This is a genomic window from Umezawaea sp. Da 62-37 (assembly GCF_032460545.1).
Classification (GTDB): domain Bacteria; phylum Actinomycetota; class Actinomycetes; order Mycobacteriales; family Pseudonocardiaceae; genus Umezawaea.
On record NZ_CP135965.1, the window covers coordinates 1,139,021 to 1,158,216 of the forward strand.

Annotated in this window: 12 protein-coding genes and 2 pseudogenes; 8 read left to right on the forward strand and 6 right to left on the reverse strand. The window is 66.9% G+C overall.

Going from position 1 to position 19,196, the window contains the following annotated elements:
• Nucleotides 1-81 precede the first annotated feature (81 nt).
• The 3 genes from RM788_RS04740 (at nucleotide 82) to RM788_RS04750 (ending at nucleotide 3,459) form a co-directional block, all read left to right on the forward strand.
• Nucleotides 82-1,806: a glycoside hydrolase family 13 protein gene (locus RM788_RS04740; RefSeq protein ID WP_315930284.1), complete on the forward strand. Its 1,725-nt coding sequence runs from the start codon at nucleotides 82-84 to the stop codon at nucleotides 1,804-1,806.
• Nucleotides 1,803-2,447 carry a hypothetical protein gene (locus RM788_RS04745; protein ID WP_315930285.1) on the forward strand — a complete coding sequence of 215 codons (645 nt, stop codon included), beginning with the start codon at nucleotides 1,803-1,805 and terminating at the stop codon, nucleotides 2,445-2,447. Before RM788_RS04740 ends, RM788_RS04745 begins: the two co-directional genes overlap by 4 nt.
• Before the next feature lie 652 nt (nucleotides 2,448-3,099).
• Nucleotides 3,100-3,459, forward strand: a complete 360-nt coding sequence (locus tag RM788_RS04750; protein WP_315930286.1) for a transposase — start codon at nucleotides 3,100-3,102, stop codon at nucleotides 3,457-3,459.
• Here the strand turns inward: RM788_RS04750 and RM788_RS04755 are convergent.
• Both RM788_RS04755 and RM788_RS04760 read right to left on the reverse strand, forming a co-directional pair.
• On the reverse strand, nucleotides 3,391-4,806 hold the full coding sequence (locus tag RM788_RS04755; RefSeq protein WP_315925923.1) for an NF041680 family putative transposase: 1,416 nt from the start codon (nucleotides 4,804-4,806) through the stop codon (nucleotides 3,391-3,393). The genes RM788_RS04750 and RM788_RS04755 overlap by 69 nt on opposite strands.
• Before the next feature lie 117 nt (nucleotides 4,807-4,923).
• A pseudogene (locus tag RM788_RS04760) lies at nucleotides 4,924-6,046 on the reverse strand (IS30 family transposase).
• 214 nt (nucleotides 6,047-6,260) lie between these two features.
• On the opposite strand from RM788_RS04760, the gene RM788_RS04765 reads away from it, so the two are divergent.
• Nucleotides 6,261-7,931, forward strand: coding sequence for an IS1182 family transposase (locus RM788_RS04765; protein ID WP_315930287.1), 1,671 nt, complete (start codon nucleotides 6,261-6,263; stop codon nucleotides 7,929-7,931).
• 34 nt (nucleotides 7,932-7,965) lie between these two features.
• Here RM788_RS04765 and RM788_RS04770 read toward each other — a convergent pair whose 3' ends face one another.
• Entirely contained in the window at nucleotides 7,966-8,304 is a 339-nt protein-coding gene (locus tag RM788_RS04770; protein ID WP_315930288.1) for an ArsR/SmtB family transcription factor, read from the reverse strand.
• Between the two features lie 129 nt (nucleotides 8,305-8,433).
• Between RM788_RS04770 and RM788_RS04775 the strand changes: the two genes are divergently transcribed.
• The 3 genes from RM788_RS04775 (at nucleotide 8,434) to RM788_RS04785 (ending at nucleotide 11,678) form a co-directional block, all read left to right on the forward strand.
• Nucleotides 8,434-9,888 (forward strand): MFS transporter, encoded by a 1,455-nt coding sequence (locus RM788_RS04775; RefSeq protein ID WP_315930289.1) that lies wholly within the window; start codon nucleotides 8,434-8,436, stop codon nucleotides 9,886-9,888.
• A gap of 128 nt (nucleotides 9,889-10,016) precedes the next feature.
• A complete protein-coding gene (locus RM788_RS04780) occupies nucleotides 10,017-10,499 on the forward strand; it encodes a flavin reductase family protein (RefSeq protein ID WP_315930290.1) in 483 nt (160 codons plus the stop codon).
• 27 nt (nucleotides 10,500-10,526) lie between these two features.
• Nucleotides 10,527-11,678, forward strand: coding sequence for an MFS transporter (locus RM788_RS04785; RefSeq protein ID WP_315930291.1), 1,152 nt, complete (start codon nucleotides 10,527-10,529; stop codon nucleotides 11,676-11,678).
• Nucleotides 11,679-11,692: 14 nt separating this feature from the next.
• Here RM788_RS04785 and RM788_RS04790 read toward each other — a convergent pair whose 3' ends face one another.
• Together RM788_RS04790 and RM788_RS04795 are read right to left on the reverse strand one after the other, a co-directional pair.
• The gene (locus tag RM788_RS04790) at nucleotides 11,693-12,760 is read right to left on the reverse strand and encodes a zinc-dependent alcohol dehydrogenase (protein WP_315930292.1); all 1,068 of its coding nucleotides are present in this window, start codon (nucleotides 12,758-12,760) and stop codon (nucleotides 11,693-11,695) included.
• A 115-nt stretch (nucleotides 12,761-12,875) separates the two neighbouring features.
• The gene (locus RM788_RS04795; protein ID WP_315930293.1) at nucleotides 12,876-14,081 is read right to left on the reverse strand and encodes an acyl-CoA dehydrogenase family protein; all 1,206 of its coding nucleotides are present in this window, start codon (nucleotides 14,079-14,081) and stop codon (nucleotides 12,876-12,878) included.
• A gap of 494 nt (nucleotides 14,082-14,575) precedes the next feature.
• Here RM788_RS04795 and RM788_RS04800 point away from each other — a divergent pair.
• Nucleotides 14,576-14,836, forward strand: a pseudogene (locus RM788_RS04800) (hypothetical protein); the annotation flags it as partial.
• A gap of 884 nt (nucleotides 14,837-15,720) precedes the next feature.
• On the opposite strand, the gene RM788_RS04810 reads toward RM788_RS04800, so the two are convergent.
• Complete coding sequence (locus tag RM788_RS04810; RefSeq protein ID WP_315930295.1) at nucleotides 15,721-18,852, reverse strand: RHS repeat domain-containing protein; 3,132 nt, start codon at nucleotides 18,850-18,852, stop codon at nucleotides 15,721-15,723.
• Nucleotides 18,853-19,196: the final 344 nt, after the last annotated feature.

Genomic DNA, 19,196 nt, shown 5'->3' on the forward strand with positions numbered 1-19,196 from the left:
GCAAGCTGTTAGCATCCTCTGCCAGTGCGGGGTTCACCCGCCGACGCCGCCGTCCACGCGACGCCGACGACGAGGGGACCGATGACTCGGCAGTTGACTGACGACGTGCACGTCGCGACAGCCTCCACGGCGTGGTGGCGCGACGCGGTCGTCTACCAGATCTACCCGCGCAGCTTCGCCGATTCCGACGGCGACGGCATCGGTGACCTCCCTGGCATCCGGACCAGGCTGCCCTACCTCGCCGCGCTGGGAGTGGACGCCCTCTGGTTGTCCCCGTTCTACCTCTCGCCCCAAGCCGACGCGGGCTACGACGTCGTCGACTACCGCGTGGTGGACCCCGTCTTCGGCACGCTCGACGACGCCAGGGCGCTCATCACCGACGCGCACGCCCTGGGGCTGCGGGTGATCGTCGACGTGGTGCCCAACCACTCCTCCGACCAGCACGCCTGGTTCCGCCAAGCGCTCGCCGACAGCCCCGGCTCACCGTTCCGCGGTCGCTACCACTTCCGCCCCGGCAAGGGCGAGCACGGCGAATCGCCCCCCAACGACTGGGAGTCGCTGTTCGGTGGACCTGCCTGGACCCGCACCGCCAACCCCGACGGCACACCGGGTGAGTGGTACCTGCACCTGTTCGCCGCCGAACAACCCGACTTCGACTGGACCGACCCGGCCGTGGCCGACGAGTTCCGCTCCGTGCTCAGGTTCTGGCTCGACCACGGCGTCGACGGGTTCCGCGTCGACGTCGCCCACGGCCTGGTCAAAGCGGACGGGCTGCCCGACCTCGGCGGCCACGAACGACCGCACCTGCTCGACACCGGAGCCACACCCTGCTTCGACCAGGACGGCGTGCACGAGATCTACCGCGACTGGCGCGGCATCCTGGACGAGTATCCCGGCGAACGCGTCGGCGTCGCGGAGGCGTGGGCACCCACCCTCGACCGCGTCGCCCACTACGTGCGCTCCGACGAACTGCACCAGGCGTTCAACTTCCAGTACCTGGCCTGCCCCTGGGAACCGGCCGCCCAACGCCGTGTCGTCGACGAGTCCTTGACCGCGATGCGCCGTGTCGGCGCACCCGCCACCTGGGTGCTGTCCAACCACGACGTACCCCGCCACACCACCCGGCTCATGCAGCACGCGGGCGGCGACATCGCCGGACGCCGCGCCGAACCGGTCGACGAGGCCGCCGGCCTGCGACGGGCCCGTGCCGCGTCCCTGCTCATGCTCGCCCTGCCCGGTTCCGCCTACCTCTACCAAGGCGAGGAACTGGGCTTGCCCGAGGTGCTCGACCTGCCCGACGCCAGCCGCCAGGACCCGGCGTTCTTCCGGGCGGCCGGCCAGGACGGCTACCGCGACGGCTGCCGGGTGCCCATCCCCTGGCACGGCACCCATCCGCCCTACGGCTTCGGTCCGCCCGACGGAGTCAGTTGGTTACCGCAACCGGCCGAGTGGGCCCGTCTCGTCGTCAGCGCCCAGGACGGCGTGCCCGGCTCCACCCTGGAGCTCTACCGGGAGGCGCTGGCACTGCGCCGCGCCCACCCCGCGCTGGGAAGCGCCGACAACCTCGCCTGGCTGTCGGATTCCCAGGTCCTACTGGACTTCGCACGACACAACACCGACGGCGCGTCATTCCGCTGCACGGTCAACATGTCCGACCGGCCCGTCCGCGTCCCCGTCACCGGCGAACTCCTGCTCTCCAGCGCTTCCGTCAGCCACGACGCGGGCCACGCCGTCCTGCCACCGGACTGCACGGCGTGGTGGACGGACAGCAGGCCACCACGCACACCCGAATCGGACCGATCATGACCACGACGATGCTGCCCACCTGCGACCAACAGCATGAGATCCAGCACGACCGACGGCGATTGCCCAACTTCTGCCCCACCGACGCGACCTGGTCCGCCACAGCCACACGCGACGCGATCGACGCATCGTTGCGAACGGAGAAGCCGACGGCGTTCGAACTGTCCCATGTCGACGTCCAGCGCTACGGCGATACCCCGGCGGGCCGCCGCCGAGCGCGGGCCGCCGCACTGCTCGTGCTGGCTCTGCCGGGCACCCTCCACTTCCACGAAGCCGACCGGTGGGAGCTGTTCGGCGAAGCGGAAGGGACTCGACCACCAACCGGACGGCTCGGATCCGGCCAACCGACACCGGATGGCACCTCCTTGGCGCGACTGTGCCGATCGGCACTGGTCATCCGTCGAAGCGTCGGTTCAGCCGTTGTCGAGTGGCTGCCCTCACCACCAGGGACGCTGTCCTTCCGCAGACCTGGCAGCACGACCGGGATCAACCTCACCTGCACGCTCAACATGGGTATCGAGGTCGTCGCCGTGCCGCGCGTCGGATCACCGGCACTCGCCTCGTCCTACTACGGGCTTCGCGACAACGACCTCTTGCTGCCACCTGACACGGTTGTGTGGTCGATCCGTCGACACGCCGGCTAGTGGCACGAGCCATAGAAGTTGATCATCGATGGCTTGATCGAGGGGGATGATCGTGTCCCAGTCCGGGCCGCCGAGGCGGGCGCGATCGCTGGGAAAGCGGTCACCACGAGGGACAACCCGGCAGACTTGGTCAACGTTGCGTTGGAGGAACTCCGGCAACTCAGGACGTCACCGAAGCCGACGAACTCTCAACCACCCACGGCCCCCCGCTCGCGTGCGGTTCTACGAACTGCTCACCGAGGAATGGGCCAGAGCTGACGGTGTCAAGGAGTAGACCGGTCGAGGACGCCCCCCCAACCTGTCGCGCAACGCGGTGAGGCGGTTGATCTCGGTGTCGAGCGTCGCGACGCGGCGCTCGACCACACCGCTCGACCGGGCGCACACGCCCTCCCCGAAACGCGGCAGGGCGTCGCCCTCCCCAAGGTGCCCGAGATCCACGAGGACGACGTGCTGGCCTGGGCGCCTCTCACAGGCGATGTACCACAACGGCCGGTTCGATGAACAGGCCAACGCGACGGCATCCCTGCGGAACTACTCGGGGTACCTCGACTTGTCGGACATGGAAAGACCCTGATCCCAGAACAATTTTCGGGATCAGGGTGTTGCGCACCGGGTTTGATGGAGACCATCAAACCTGGACGGATGAGGAGCAATGGCCCCACCGAAGAAGTACCCCGATGAGCTGCGTGAGCGGGCGACCCGGATGGTCGTGGAGGCCCGGCGGGACCCGGCCGCGGCGACCGGTGCGATCAAGCGGATCGCCGATCAGCTCGGGATCCACCCCGAGGCGTTGCGGACCTGGGTCAAGCGCGCGGAGGTCGACGCCGGTGACCGGCCCGGCACCACGTCCAGCGATGTGGAACGGGTCGCGCAGCTGGAGCGGGAGAACCGTGAGCTGCGGCGGGCGAACCAGATCCTGAAATCAGCGGCCTTAGCTTTTTGTTTAACCATTGATGTCCGTTTTTGGGGTCTTGCCGGGGGCATGGAGTGGGGCTCGGCGGGCGTTTCGTGATCCTGCTGGACGCCCAGGACCGGGTCGGGAGAATTTCGGCGCGCCGGCGGGCAAGGCTGCCGCCGGTCGAACTCGACGAAATCCCCGTCGGACCCTGGCCGGGGACAACCTGTCAGGTGTGACCGCCTTCCGCTCCCAGGGACGCCGTAGGTCCTCCACGAGAGGACGAGCCAGCCGAAGTTGGGTGTAGGCAACGATCACCAGCCAGGTCCATCGATCCGCCGCCTCGGGAGTCCGGATACGGGGCGTGGTCCAGCCCAGGGTTTGCTTGAAGAACCGAAAAGTGTGCTCCAGATCGAACCGACGCAGGAACGCCTGCCACAGGCGGTCCACCTGTGCGGCGGTGGTCGCGGTGGCGGAATGCCACAGCCACAACGGTTTCGGTGTTCCCGTTCCGGGCAGCCGCTCGACTTGGAGTCGGATCACGGTGCCCTCGATGATCGGGAGCGGGCCATGGTGGCCTGTCCAGGCGCCGGTGCGGGTCAGCGTGGGATGCAACCGATCCCACGAGCGGGCGTGCGCGGCTCCGTAGCGGGCGGTGTCGGTCGTCGTGGTGTGCGTGGGGGTCGACCAGGTCGCCGGATCGGCGAACGCGAACCGGGTTCCGTGCCGGGCACTGCGGCCACGGGTGCCGGGTCGCCGTGGTGGTACGGGGAAAGCCAGCACCCGATCCGAGCGCATCCGTACCAGCACGTGGACCGGGAGATCGGCCAGCAGGAACGCCAGGCGGGGGCCGTCGTAGCCGCTGTCGCCGATGATCCAGATCTCGGGATCGCCCTCGCGCCAGTGTCCGGCGGTGATCAGCGCGTCCACCACGGTGCGCAGTTGGGTGGCGGCCAGGTCCGTGTGGTCATCGCTCGGGCGTACCCGGAGGACGTCGAGCATCGCCGTCCAGGAGGTGCGGCCGGGTTCCAGGGCGGCCACGAAGGAGTAGGGCCAGCCGGGGATCATCTGGGCTTGGCCTTTGCCGCGTGCGTAGGTGTGGCAGAACAGCCTGTCGGGGCTGGTGTTCGCATCGGGACGTAGCCAGTGGCTGACGTCGATCCCCAGCATGATCCGACCATCGTGACCACGCGGAATCTGTTGGCGGGCTATGACATTACGGAATCGACCGATGTCGATCCGGCCCTGGTTCAGACCGTCGTACAGGCTGCCGTGGCCACGACGGTGCTCGGTGGCCAGCGACAGTTCGACCAGCGATGTGACCGGCCCGTCAGCGCACAGTGCACTGTCGGTCAGTTCGAACAACGCGTCCGCTCGCGCGGTCAGGCACTGGTGGAAGGCGTGGCGGAACTGGGAGAGGTCCCTCAGCGCGGCGGCCGTGCCGGGGTGGTGCATACTGATCATCGAAGCCCTTGGTTGTGATCTTCCTTCTGTCGCAAGAAGAATGATCAACCAAGGGCTTCATCCATGATCAACCGGGTGTCCCATCGGGCTCCGAGACCTTAAAACTCAAGCTTAGATTCAACCGGTCAAGGCAACACTCTGATTCGGTGTGAGGAATTCCAGACACTTTCGGGGTCGAGTGTTGAGTTTCATCGCGATCACATCGAGGTCGACCTGGGTGAACGTCGACAGGTCCGTGCCTTTGGGCAAGTACTGCCGCAGCAGCTTGTTGGTGTTCTCGTTCGTGCCGCGCTGCCAAGGGCTCCGCGGATCGGCGAAGAACACGTCAACACCGGTGGCGGAGGTGAAACCCTTGTGGGCGGCCAACTCCATGCCTCGATCCCACGTCAGCGTCGCGTGCAGCCGCTGGTCCAGGCGGCCGTAGGCCTCGATCAACGCGGGGACCACCACCGCGGTGTAACGGCTGGGTAGTTTCACGATCGTCAGCAACCGTGACTTCCGGTCCACCAGGGTGGCCACCTGACTGTTGTTCGAACCGATCACGAGATCGCCTTCGACGTGTCCGAGCACGCTGCGATCCTCGGCCGACTCCGGTCGCTCCCCGATCGGCCGGGCACCGATGATCTGTGACCGCCATTGGCCTTTCACCGTGTGCCGCTTGTTCTTCCGGATCGGGCGCCCCGTCCGCAGCCGTTTGCACAGCTCGCGAGGAACCACTTTCCAGCGAGTGGTGTAGACGGCCCGGTAGATCGTCTCGTGGCTGATCCTCATCGTCGGATCGTCCCCGTGGTGCAGGCGCAGGTGGCCGACGATCTGCTCCGGCGACCACTCCTGCTTCAACAGGTGCACCACTTTCTCGTTCAACAACGGCCGATGGTCGAGCAGGCACCGCTTCGGGCGCCGAGCCCGGTCACGTGCCCGTTCCCCCGCGGTGATCGCCCGATACTTCACGCCCGCCGTTTCTGCCTACTTCCCGACTGATCGTCGACACGGGGCGTCCCAGAGAGCGGGCGATCGCTCGAAAGGACTCGCCACCGCGCAGCCCGCGCGAGATCTCCTCCCGCTCGGCCGAGGTCACGCTTCCAGCGCGGTGCTTGCGAGGTTCGGGGGCGATCCCGCCGTGGTGTTTCAGGACGGTGAACACCGAGCCGGGCGGCTTGCCAATCCGGCGAGAGATGACGCTGATCGACTCACCCGCTCCCCACCGCCGCCACAGGTCCGCTTTCATCTCATCCGACATCCCCGGCCGTCCCAGTCGCGCCACGCACGTCCTCCTCAACCAGCACCGTTGCTCTGACCGGTTGAATCTAAGCTTGACTCTGTCGGGAATCTTGGAAGAGTTGGCGTGTCGCGGAGGGTGACCGGTAAGTAACAGTCAGGCTTCTGGGGGTCGGTGAAGTCGCAACTCTCCCCGAGGTGGTCAGATGTCCTTACCGGTTGGTTCTCGGTCCGCAGTGGAGGTCCCGGAGCTCACCGCGCGGATGGCTCGTGCCAGCAATCCCGTTGGTACGACGGCGATGTGGGTGCGTGACCGCCTCGACGGCCTGTGGAAAGACGAGGACTTCCTCGACTGCTACTCGCGTAACGGGCGCCCTGGGCTCTCACCCGCCCAACTGGCCACGGTCAGCGTGCTGCAGTTCCTGCTGGGCCTGTCCGACCGTGACGCCGCCGAGGCGGTGCGCTGCCGTATCGACTTCAAATACGCGCTCGGCCTGGAGCTCGACGATCCCGGCTTCCACCACAGCGTGCTCGGCGACTTCCGCGACCGTCTCCTACGCGACGGCCGGGCCGACCGGCTCCTCGATGTCGCCCTGGCCCGCATGAAGGAGGCCGGACTGGTCCGCGAACGCACCACCCAGCGCACCGACTCCACCCACGTCCTGGCCGCCGTGCGCGACCTGACCCGCCTCGAACTGGTCACCGAGGCCGTGCGCGCGGCCCTGGAAGAACTCGCCGGCACCGCCGACCACGCGCTGGACGGCCTGGTCGACGAGCACTGGGGCCGCCGCTACGGCCGACCGGTGCGTCTGGGCAAGAACCCCACCCGACCCAAGACCAGAATCAACACCACAGGGGCAGACGCCCGCCACCTGCTCGAACACCTGAACCGTCATCATCCCGACCTGCTGGACGGTCCGCAGGTGCAGGCCCTGCGGCAGGTGCTGGTGCAGAACTACCACTGGGATCCCACGGGCCGTCTGCGCTGGCGCGACGATGACAAGGACAGCGGTCTGCCGTCTTCCGCGAAACGGATTGTCTCGCCCTACGACCCGACAGCCCGCTACGCGCGTCGAGGGCAGGTCACCCGCTGGACGGGGTTCCTCGCGCACGTGACCGAGACCTGCTCCGGCGACAGCCCCAACGTGATCACCGACGTGGCCACCATGCCCGCCACCAGTTCCGACGCCGAAGTCCTGCCCGGTATCCACACCAGACTGCACCACCGGGGCCTACGACCGGACCAGCACTTGGTCGACGGCGGCTACACATCCCTGGTCCACCTGGAGCGGGCCGAACGCGAACACCGGATCACCGTCGTGGGACCACTGCCGGGCAACCCCACCCACCAGCACCGCCAGGGTGAGGGCTTCGCCCGCGACGACTTCCGGATCGACTTCGACCGCCAGCAGGTCACCTGCCCACAGGGCCAGGTCAGCAAGGGCTGGCACGGCCCTTACCCGACATCCTCGCCGACCGCGGCACCGCTGATCGTGGCCCGCTTCACCAAAAACCAGTGTCAACCCTGCCCTGCCCGAGCCAAGTGCACCACCTCCCGTGGCTCCGCGCGCAACGTGGGCTTTCCCCCGCGAGAACTCCTGGAACTGCAGTTGCGCAACCGCGCCGAGCGGCAGGAACCGGCCTGGCACAAGCGTTACGCGGTGCGGTCCGGTATTGAGGGCACCATCTGCGAGTTCGCCCACGGCCACGGCATGCGCCGTTGCCGCTACCGCGGGCAGCCCAAGACCCACCTGCAGCACGTGTTTACCGCCATCGCCGTCAACATCGAACGCCTCAGCCGGCAGCCTCCCGGCGACAGTGCGCCCCCACGACCACCGACGGCCTTCCAGGACTACCTCGACCAGCACGACATCCCGCGCCTGCGTTCCTGGCGAGCCACCGGCTGACACGGCAGCGACCAAGATTCCCGACAGAGTCAAGCTAGAACGCCGCATACTGGTTCACGGACTCAGGGGCGGCCTGGACTCCGTTCAGGACGGCGTCCAGCAAGCCTGGGAAGCGGATGTTCAAGTCGTCTCTGCGGAGGGAAAGGAGGTTCTCCCGGCCTGACGGGCGTTGCCAGATCACGCCGCTGTCGCGCAGTACCCGCCAGTGGTGGGTGAGCGTGGACTTCGAGATCTCTTTGCTGAGCACCGTTCCGCATGGGAGTTCGCCGCCTGCCGCCAGCGCACGCACCACGGCGAGCCGCATCGGGTTACCCAGAGCGGTGAGCACGTTCTCCAACTGGATCTGGTCCCGGTCGGGGTGGTGGCGAATCACCTCACCACTGTAACCAGACGCTACGTGGACAGGCGAACTTTCGTACCGGCCTTTCCATCGGTACGCAGGTTGTCGTACAGTCTGACTGTTCGATAATTTACGTACTATCTCGACTGCGAAGGGCTCTCCATGTCCAACTCCGCGTCCACGTCGCCGCGCCGCGGGCTGGGGCTGAGTCTCACTCTGCTCGCGCTGGCCCAACTGATCTTCTCCCTTGACATCAACATCGTGTTCGTGGCGCTGCCCGACATCGGGGCCGAACTGGGCTTCTCCGGGCAGACCCAGCAGTGGGTGGTCAGCGCGTATATGGTGTTCGCGGGCGGCTTCCTGCTATTCGGCGGACGCGCGGCCGACCTGCTGGGCAGGCGGCGGATGTTCGTGCTGGCGCTGTCCATCTACGCCGTGTCATCACTGGCGGGCGGTTTCGCCACGTCTCCGACGATGATCATCGTGGCTCGTGCCGTGCAGGGCATCGGTGGCGCGCTCCTGCTGCCCTCCACCCTGTCGCTGATCAACACGCTGTTCGAGGAGGGACCGAAGCGCAACCGGGCGCTGGCCGTGTGGGGTGGTGCGGGCGCAAGCGGTCTCACCGTCGGCGCGCTGCTGGGTGGCGTCCTCACCGAGGGATTCGGCTGGCCTGCGGTGTTCTTCGTGAACGTCCCCCTCGCGGGCCTGGTCGCGCTGGCAGCGCTGGTGGTCATCCCGGCGGACCCGCGCGGTCACGCGCGACGCAAATTCGACCTGCCCGGAGCGTTGACCGTGACCGGCGGAGCGACCCTGCTGGTGTTCGTGCTGGTACAGGGACCGGAGGTCGGCTGGGGCTCGACCTCCATCGTCACCTGCGCCGTCCTGGCCGTGGCGTTGCTCGTCGCGTTCGCAGTGATCGAGAGCCGCAGTGCCGATCCGCTCATGCCGTTCCGCCTGTTCGGCAACCGGAGCCTGGTGGTGGCCATCACCATCACGGCCATCTACATGGGCACGTTCGGCGCGTTGCCGTACTTCCTCACCGTACTGCTGCAAACCGTCCACGGGTTCAGCGCTTTGCAGACCGGACTGGCGTTCCTGGTGCCATCGGTGGCCATCGCGACCGGCACGCAACTCGGCGAGCGGATGGCGACCCGCCTCGGCATCCGCACCACGCTGCTCACCGGGTTCGGCCTCGGTATCGTCGGTACCGCCGTCCTCGCACTGGGTTTCGATGTCGACAGCACATTCCTGGCGATCGTGCCCGGCTTGATCGTGTCCGGTGTCGGCCAGGGCATCACCTGGACCGGCATGTGGATCGCCGCGTCGGCGGGTGTGGCACCGGAGGAGCAGGGCGTGGCGTCCGGCATGGCGTCCACAACACTGAACCTGGGCAACACGATCGGCTTGGCCGTGCTCATCGCCGTCGCCAACGCAGGCCTCGGCGACCAGCAGGGCGACCAACTGCGTGCCGCCACCGCCGACGGTGACTTCGTGGCGGTACTGGCGACCGCGGCGGGAATGCTCATCGGCCTGCTGATCACATTGGTATTGCCGAAGACCGTAAAGATCCCCGTGGCGGCCGGAGACGCCACACAGCCCGCTCCCGCCGCGGGCTGACCGCAGACCCGCCGCGTAAGTCCCCCAGGCTTCGCGGCTCACCCGGCCGGTCGAGGTGCTCTCCCGCAGGTCGTTCGCACGCGAACGGCGCGACACCTCGGCCGGCCCACCACGAGGAGGAGTCCCCGATGCCCGTCGGTCCGAACGCGTTCACCCGAGCGCTGGCGCAGGTTCCCGGCCCCGTCGCCGTGATCACGACCATCGACGACGACGGCAGGCGTTGGGGGTTCACCGGCAGCGCGTTCTGCTCCGTCTCGCTGGACCCGCCGCTCGTCCTCGTCTGCCTGGCCAGGACCGCGAGCACCCACGCCGCGTTCCAACGATCGGGCCGGTATCTGGTCAACGTGCTAGGCGAGCACCAGACCGATGTCGCGCTCCGATTCGCCAAATCCGGGTCCGACCGGTTCTCCGCCGACGACACCGTGTCCTGCGAACTGGGCTTACCGGGCCTCCTCACGGCATCCGCGCGGCTGGCCTGCACCATCCATCAACTCGTCGACGCGGGCGACCACACGATCCTGATCGGGCTCGTCCAGGAGGCCTATTCGGCCGATCACGTGCCGTTGACCTACTGGAACCGCGCCTTCGGCCGCCCGGCCGGCCTGGGCTGACCCGCCGACCACCGAGGATTGCACCTCATGATCGCTCTGCTCGCGCTGGCCTGCGGCGTGGCCGTGGCCAATGTCTACTTCCCCCAAGCCCTCACACCGCTCGTGGCCGAGCACTTCCACGTCGAGGCGGGCACCGCGGCGTGGATCGTCATCGCGGCCCAACTCGGGTACGCCGCAGGCATCTTCCTGGTCGTCCCGCTGGGTGACCGGCTACCACCTCGCCGGCTCGTCGGTGTGCTCCTCGGGTCCACGTCCGTCGCGCTGGTGACGCAGGGGCTCACCGGCAGCTTTGCCCTGCTATGCGCGCTGAGCGTCCTGGTGGGCATGACGACCGTGGTGCCGCAGGTGCTGATTCCGCTGTCGGCCGACCTGGTGCCGCCTGGCAGGACCGGCGCGGTCGTGGGCGTTCTGCAAGGAGGTCTGCTCGCCGGGATCCTGCTGGCCCGCGCTTTCGGCGGCGTGCTGGGCGACTTGTTGGGCTGGCGCGGCCCATACCTGGTAGCGGGAGTCCTGTGCGGGGTGCTGGGGGCGCTGCTCGCCTGGAAACTGCCCGCACGTTCACCCCGAGCGGCCCGCGTCGATCCGTTGGCACCGTTGAGACTGCTGGCGGAGCACCGTGATCTGCGCCGGTCCGGCCTCTACCAGGCGCTGTTGTTCGGTGGTTTCAACGCCGCGTGGACATCGACCGCGCCGATGCTTACCGACACCGCGCACGGCTGGTCGACCTCGGTGGTGGGTGTGGTCGCCGTGGTCGGGGCGGCGAGCGCGCTGCTCGCGCCGGTGGCGGGCCGGTGGACCGACCGCGTGGGACCGGACCGGGTGAGCGCGGTGTGCTTCGCGGGCGTGGTCGTCTCGTCGGTGGTCCTCGTGCCCGGCGGTCTGGTCGGGATCACCGGCCTGGTGGGTCTCATGGCGGGACTGCTGCTGCTGGACGTCTCGGTGCAGAGCAACCAGGTGGCCAACCAGCACCGGGTGTTCGCGTTGGATCCCGGTCGCCGCAGCGGCCTCAACAGCGCCTACATGACGTGCACGTTCCTGGGCGGCGCGGTGGGTTCATGGCTCGGCGTGCTCGCCCAGTCCCGCGTCGATTGGTGGGCCGTGTGCGGAATCGTGGCTTGCACCGGCCTCGCCGCGGGCACGCGCCACATGCTGCGACGTCGCCGGGTCACCGCGTTGTGACCGGCACGCCACGCCTACCGGAAGTCGACGATCGTCTTCAGATGGGTCGTTCCGCGGTAGTCCTCCAGGACGCCGACGAGCTTGTCGTAGTCGGAGAACTTGCATACCGAGGACAAAAGCCGCCTACCGTCGACAACACCGGTGAGCAGCATCTGCATCGCGGAGGCGATCACGTTCGCCGTCTTGTGCATCGGGAAGCTCGTCACGTCGAACGGCGCCGACATGACGTTGATGCCCTTGGCGAGCATCAGCCACGTGTCGAACTTCTGCATCTCCTGCGACGCGCCATAGAGGACATAGCGGCCACGGGGCTTGAGCTTGCGCATTGCCAGGCGGCGGGGGTCCTTGTCCTCCTCGACGCCCTGGATCGTGGGCAGCGCGTCGAACACGTAGTCGAACGTCGAGTCCTCGACCTCCTCGCGCAACTCGTCCGGGAGGTACGCGCGCTCGGAGAAATGCTCCTGCGCGAACACGTTGCGCTGCGGATTGGCGTCCACCGAGACCACCGAGTTCGGCGCGAACAACCGCCTGATGATGCTGCCCGCGATCACGCCGATCGGCCCACTTCCCAGGATCAGCACCCGATCCCCCACCTTGGGCGGATGGGTGAGGATCGCGCGCAGCGCGCCCGTAGTGGGCTCGATGAACGAAGCCTGCAGATCGTCGAGCTCATCAGGGATGCGCACGGCGGCGGCACGGTGATCGTCGTAGAAGTTCCGGTCGGCGGCAAAAGTGTCCTCCTTGACCTGGCCGGAGAAGATCGGCCGCAGCGTGCGGTACTCGGCGAAGCCGCCGAAGTCGGTCTGCCCCCAGTAGACGACTCGGTCACCGACACCGACGTGGCCGTTCTCCGCGGAGAACCCGGCACCCAGTTCCACGACCTCGCCCAGGTACTCGTGGCCGAGCACGATCGGGTACTCGGACGGGAAGAGGTGTCCCTCGAAAAATGAGATGTCGGTTGAGCAGATCGAGACGCACCGGGTCTTCATGAGCAGGCCGTCCATCGGGGTCTCCGGTAAGGGCATCTCGGCCAGGACGAGTTTGCGGGGAGCGATGAGCTGGAGCGCCTTCATCGTGTTCATGGGTATTCCTTTTCTTTTCGTGACATGCCGAACGGACGCGCCACTGGGAAGCGACGACGCAAGGGCATACGTCTTGAATTTTCTTGATTTTCGTCGTACGGAGTGGGTGTCTCGGTCAGCGACGCATTTGCAGCATGCCGCCGAGCAGGTATTGTCCGACGGTTTCGAAGTGTAATGACGAGAGGGTGATGTGCTTGGTTGCCGAGTGGATGTCGCGGAAGCACCGTTCCAGTCGGCTGGTCGTGTACAACGAACTGGACCCGGCCAGTTGATAGAGACCGTTCACCGCCGCCACGGTGTGCTCGGCGACGCTGGCCGCGGTGATCCTGACCAAGGCGGACAGCGCGTCGCCGCCGTCCTCACCGTGCGCTTCGACCTCCCGAGCGGTGTCGCGCAACAGCAGTTCGGCAGTGTGCACGAGCATCTGGTAGCGGGCGAACTTCTCCTGCGCGGTGTGGCTGGCGGCCACCGTGGTGCCGCTCGCGGCGGGTGTCTTGGCCGTGGCCATCTCCAGGAATGTGGCCACGGCGTCCTGCGCCACGCCCAGCGCGGTGGAGGCCGAGGTGAACGGCCCGAAGTCGTAGTAGCCGACGGGGTAGGCACGGGAGGGTCGGGCCGCAGGCGGCTTGAGCGTGTCCACGCCGGCGACGGTGAAGTCTTCCGGCACAAACGTCTCGGGAACCGTGTAGTGGTTGCTGCCTGTGCCACGCAGACCCACGGTGTGCCAGGTGTCGAGCATGTGCGTCTCGGCCACCGGCACGAACAGCATCCGGGTTTCCTTGCCGAACGGCGTGATCCGGGGCTCGCCACCCTCGGTGACGAAAGCCGAGCAGACGATCCAGTCGGCGTGCGCGTAGCCGCTGGCGAAGGCCCATTGACCGCTGAGCCGGAACCCGCCGTCGACCACCTCGGCGGTGCCCGCGGGGTTCACCCCGCCCACCACCAAACCCGAGTGGTTTTTGAACAGCTTGCGGGCCGTGGGCTCCGGCAGATAATCCGACAACCGGCCGATCGCGCCCTGCACGCCGATCTGCCACGCGACGGAGGCGTCGAGGCGGGCGATGGCCTGCACTACGGCCGACCCGGTCTCGATGCTCACCTGCCCGCCGCCAAACTCCTTGGATACCCACATGCGGTGGAGATTGGCCGCGCGTAACGCGTCCATGACCGCTAATGGAGTGCGTCGCTGCTCATCCGCCGTATTGCGGTGCTCTGCGATGAGCGGGGCGATTTCGGCCACCTTACCCACCCATTCCGCCGTCTCTTCGGACGTACTGGGCGACCGCAAAAGGACCTGGCCCGGCGAAGCGGTTTTGATCATTGTTTATTCCTCCATTTGGCGGTCAACACAAGTAGTTCAACACTACTCGTACAGTGGTACTGACGTTCGGATCGTACAAGCTTTCAACCCACCGTCGCAACCAAATCGAAAAGCTTCGGATGACGTGACCCTGGGCACATCACCGCAGTGTCACCGACCCGCCACCTGTCGAAACCCGCAGCGGGAAGCATTTCCGAAGAAAATATGCAATACGGAAGCCCGATCCGAAGACCTGATTCAACAGACCCCTGAAGCGGCATTCGGATGCAACACGCTTGCAACCTCAATCGCTTATCGCAAATCTTCCACCATGAATGGAATAAGAAAATGTTCAAGCAGACGGTGGCTTCAACTGATAGAGCCGGAGTAGTGCGCTTCGGCCCTGACGGGGATGCAGTGATCACGTCGTCGAGGTCACCTGCCCGCACGGCCGGGGAGCGGACTACCGCTAACCACCTGGTCGTCGACGGGCGAGCGAGTCCGACCTAACCGCCGCCACCGGGGAACCACTGCCGGCGGATAAGCGCACCGGCAGCGAGATGTTCTCCGGAACCCTCAACGGCACCGGTTCTTTGCGGGTGCAGGTGGACCACCGCGCCGGGGACTTCGTGTTGGCCCGCATCGCCACCCTGGTCCAGGACGCGAGCCGGACGAAGATGCAACTGCTTCACCGACAAGGTCGAGCGCAGCCAGAGCGGAACATGGGTCCGATCTCGGCCACCCGGAACGCGCCCGGCCCTCGACTGGGCCGATAGTCAGATCATGACCCCGGCAGACCGGAAATCCCGCTTCCTCAGATCATCAAGCCCATGAGCCGCCACACCGCGGTGGATCGCCCCGCCCTGGTCGAAGCCTACGGACGCATGAACCCAAGGCTGCATGCTCCGCCGACGTGGAACCGGGGCATGGATTAGCCGCACATAAGGGATTCTCCGTCGCCGCCGGTGTCGCGGTGTTCGTCGTCGACCCGCAAAGCCCTTGGCAACGCGGCACGAACGAGAACACCACCAAGCTGCCGCGCCAGGCCATTACCTACCCAAGGGCACGAACCTGACCGCATTCAGCCAGGACGGCCTCGACGCCAGCGCGACGACACTCAACAACCGCCCCGTAAGTGCCTCGGATTCCACACCGGCGGAGCGTGTCGCCTTGACCTGTTGAATCCAAACCGGCTCGCGAACCGGGCCAGGCCAACCGCGACATCGTCAAGGTGCTCACCGGCGTGATGTCGACCCGGCCGCGCCGTCCAATGTGGATGTTCCGGACAACGGAGGCCGGCAGATGCCGGTGGAGGTGTCGTTCTGGCAGATCGCCGAGCGTGGCTTCGCCGCCGCGGACGACTGCGAGCCCATGGTCGCGCTGACCGTGATCACCGATCAGCGACTGCTTGTCCAGGACGTGGTGAACCAAATGCCGGTGAATACCTTCGTACCACTCACGGCGTCGGACGCCACCCGTCGATCGCACGAGAGAGGGTTCCCAGAGGACTGTTCCCCTCGATGTGCATGCTGGCGCACATCGAGGGGAACGAACCGCGACGAGTGGACAGATGCTGTCCACCGGCCTGGGTCGCACGGCTCCGCCGCGCACAGGTCCCCGCGACACCGAGTCCTTTCGGCGGGACACGCCACGCCGGTTGTCAGTCTTCGTCGAACTTCTGCTCCAACCAGTACCCCGCGATGCCTGCCACACATCCTCCGGAGAACCCGAACGCGGCGCCGCCGATGGCACCTGGGACGGAGAACAGCCCCGCACCGGCTGCCGCACCGGCCACCGCACCGCCGATGGCGCCGGTCGTCGCGCCGATGATGCACGCTTCCGAGGGGTCGATGTTCCGGCCGGTGGGGTCGAGACGGTTGACGGGGTTGCCACCGACGTAGGCGTACCGGCTTGCGATGTCAGGCTCCAGGACCGGGCTGACGGGGTCGAGCGTGGTCCAGTTGCCGGTGCCCGGGTCGTGCCACCGGACGCCGTGCTTGAGCTGGCCCGTTGTCTCGTCCAACAGTCCTTGGGCGTAACGGAGGGGGTTGGCCGCGGAGGCTGAGCCGGTGGCGTTGAGTTGTCGACCGGTGGGGTCATACGAGTAGGTGGCGGTCACAGCGCCTGCACTGTCGATCAGGTTGACGGGGCTTCCCTGGTTGTCCAGCGCGTAGTAGTGGGTGGTGCCGTCGGGTCGGTGGAGGGCGACGGGCGATCCCGTGGGGTCGCGGTCGATGTAGGAGTGCTGGTTGTTCTTGGTGAACGACCGGATCGACGGCACGCCGTTGGCGTCGATCCGGCCGTAGACGTACCCGGTAGTGTCGGCGCCGGTGACCTTGGAGACGAGCTCGCCTTGATCCGGGCCGGCCCAGGTGTAAGTGCTCGAGACGGTGCCGTTGGTCCTGATTTTCATCTGGCCCGCGGCGTTGTACGAGAAGGCACCCTGTGCGGGGTCGGCGGTGCGGTTGCCGAGCTTGTCGTGGTTGTAGCCGGTGTTGCTGATCTGGTTGCCCGAGTTGTAGGTCAGGGTTTGGGTGATGGCACCGTCGACCTTGACGCTGGTGCGGTTGCTCGCCTTGTCGTAGGTGTAGGCGTAGGTGTGGCCACCCAGGTTGGTGACGTCGGTGAGCCGGTTGGAACTGTCGTAGGTGTAGGTCGACCGTGCTGTGGTGAGGTTGTCGACACTCCACCGGATCATGCCCGAGTCGGTGCTCGCCGAGGCGCTGGGGCAGGGTTGTCCGGCGACGTAGGGCGAATAGCAGTAGGAAACGTCGAACGTCCTGGTGCCGTCACCGGAGTTGCGCGAGGTCCAGGTACGGGAGATCCGGCCCGAGCCGTCGAAGCTGGTCTTGGTGTGAGCGGCGAAGGTGGTCAAGCCGGGGTCGTGGTTGAACCAGGTGTCGCTTCGCCTGCCGTCGTTGTCGTAGCCGAAGGTGGTCTTCTGCCCGTTGGCGGCGGTCATCGAAGTGACCTGGTTCGCGGCGTCGTAGGTGTAGCCGACGGTGCCCTGGGCGTCGGCGAGGCTGGTGAGGTTCCCGGCCTTGTCGTAGCCGTAGCTCAGGGTGCCGCCCCCGGCGGCGGAGGTGCGGGACGTGAGGCGGTTCTGCGGGTCGTAGGTGAAGGTGGTCGTGCCCGACGTGTCGGTGCGCGTCAGAACGTTGCCACGGCCGTCGTGGGTGAACGCGACTTCGGGCGTGGCGTCGGTGAATTTGATCGTCTTGACCCGGTCGGCGCGGTCGTAGTTGTAGATCGTGGACAGCCCGGCGCCGGTGTAGGTGCTGTAGAGCCTGCCGAACCCGTCGTAGGACATCGTCGAAGTCCGCAGCGTTGACCCGGCCGCCGGGATGACGGAGGTGACCTGGTGGTCAGCGGCGGCGGTGTAGTCGATCACGTTGCCGCGGGGGTCGGTGGAGGTGTCCAGCGTGCCGTCGGCGTTGTAGGCGACCTTCGAGGTCGTGCCTGCCGGGGAGTTGGCCGAGTTCAGCTGGTTGCCGGCCCCGTCGTAGGTGAACAGCCTGCTGTTGCCCTGGGTGTCGGATCCACCGGAGGGCAGGAATTTCGCCGCGCCGGTGTTGGCGTAGGAGATCGATGCGGTGGCGCCTGTGGGCGAGGCGAGGTCGGTCAACGATTCGCCGCCGTTGACGGACGGGTCGTGGCCGAAGGCCGTCGTGCCGCCGACGCCGTTCTTGGTCGTGGCCACGTCGCTGAACGGGGTGTAGGTCCGTTCCCTGGTGCGGCCCAGCGGGTCGACTGCCTTGGTGACCAGTTCGCCGGAGTTGAGCGTGTAGGTGGTCTGCGGGCCGCCGACGGGCTCGGTGTTGTTCGGACCGGCGACATAGGTCTGCGTCGAGGTGTAGTAGGTGAACCGGGTGACCGCGTCACCGGATGGTGTCTGCCGGGTGACCCTGGTGACCCGGTGGGCGCTGTCGTAGTCGAACGAGGTGACGTGGCCGTCCTCGTCGGTGATCGAGGTCAGATCACCCGCCGAGTCGTAGTCCGGCCGGACACTCCGCGATGTCGGGTCGTCGATGGTGGTCAATCGGCCCGCGGTGTAGGTGTAGGTCGAAGTGCGCAGGGTGCCCTCGTCCCCGGTCTGGACGATGGTCGCCAGTTTGCCCCCCGACCAGGTGAGGTTCGCGGTCCTGGCGCCGGCACCGCCGCGGGTGGAGGTGATCTGCGTCAGCAGGCCGGCGGAGTCGTAGGCGAAGGTGGTGGCTTGGCCGTTGCGGTCGGTGATCCTGTCCAGTCGTCCGGTCGAGCCGAAGGTCGTCACCGCGTTGCTCGCGTGGTCGGTGACCTTCCACCCCGTGGAGGTCTTCACCATCGAGACCTTGAACCCCGTGGGTGAGGTGTACGTCGTCGCCGAGGCTTGTTGGAACAAGCCTTGGCGGCCTTCCGGTGCGAGGTAGAGCACCGACTCGTCGCTGTTGACGACCAGCTTCGTGTCGTGGCCGAGACGCATCGCCCACCCCGGCCCCGCCGCGCCCGAAGGCAGCACAGAACCCGTCCCCAGCAGCAGGCTGTTGTAGGTCAACCCCAACTGCACGTCGCGATCGATTCCGGGAAGCACGAGCTCGGTCGAGGTGATGAGAAGATTGCCGGTGCCGACGTCCACGGAGGCGGACACCCGATCGGAGATCGGGAACGGCAACCGGGTCGCACTCGGCCGCGCACCTGTGAGCAGCGGTGCGGCCGCCGCCGCCATCACATCGGCATGACCGGTCGGCGGTGCGACCACGCCCATCGCCAGAACAACGAGCAACGCCGCGACAGCCGAACCCGATGACCGCATCGCGGATGATTTTCGCGCTGACAAGACAACCCCCCTGGTGACATTTCCCCGGCCGCTCCGCCGGCCGGAAGGCCATGGGGCAGCAGATCTCCAGGACAGTGGTACCCATGAAGATCCCCCCTGGGGCCACTCTGGTAGATGGCCCGGTCCTCCGGCAGCCGCCAAAAGGTGCCCTCATCTTCTGCTGTAACCGCACCGCAAGTGGATTGGTGCTCCGAACGGGTCAAAGAACACAGACGATCGTATGACGCGCCAGCCGCACTGCTAACGGCATGGCAACGCCCGTCGATTAAGCCGCCCGGCCTTGGTGAGGACTCTGATGTGCCCTGGGTTTTACGGAGTCG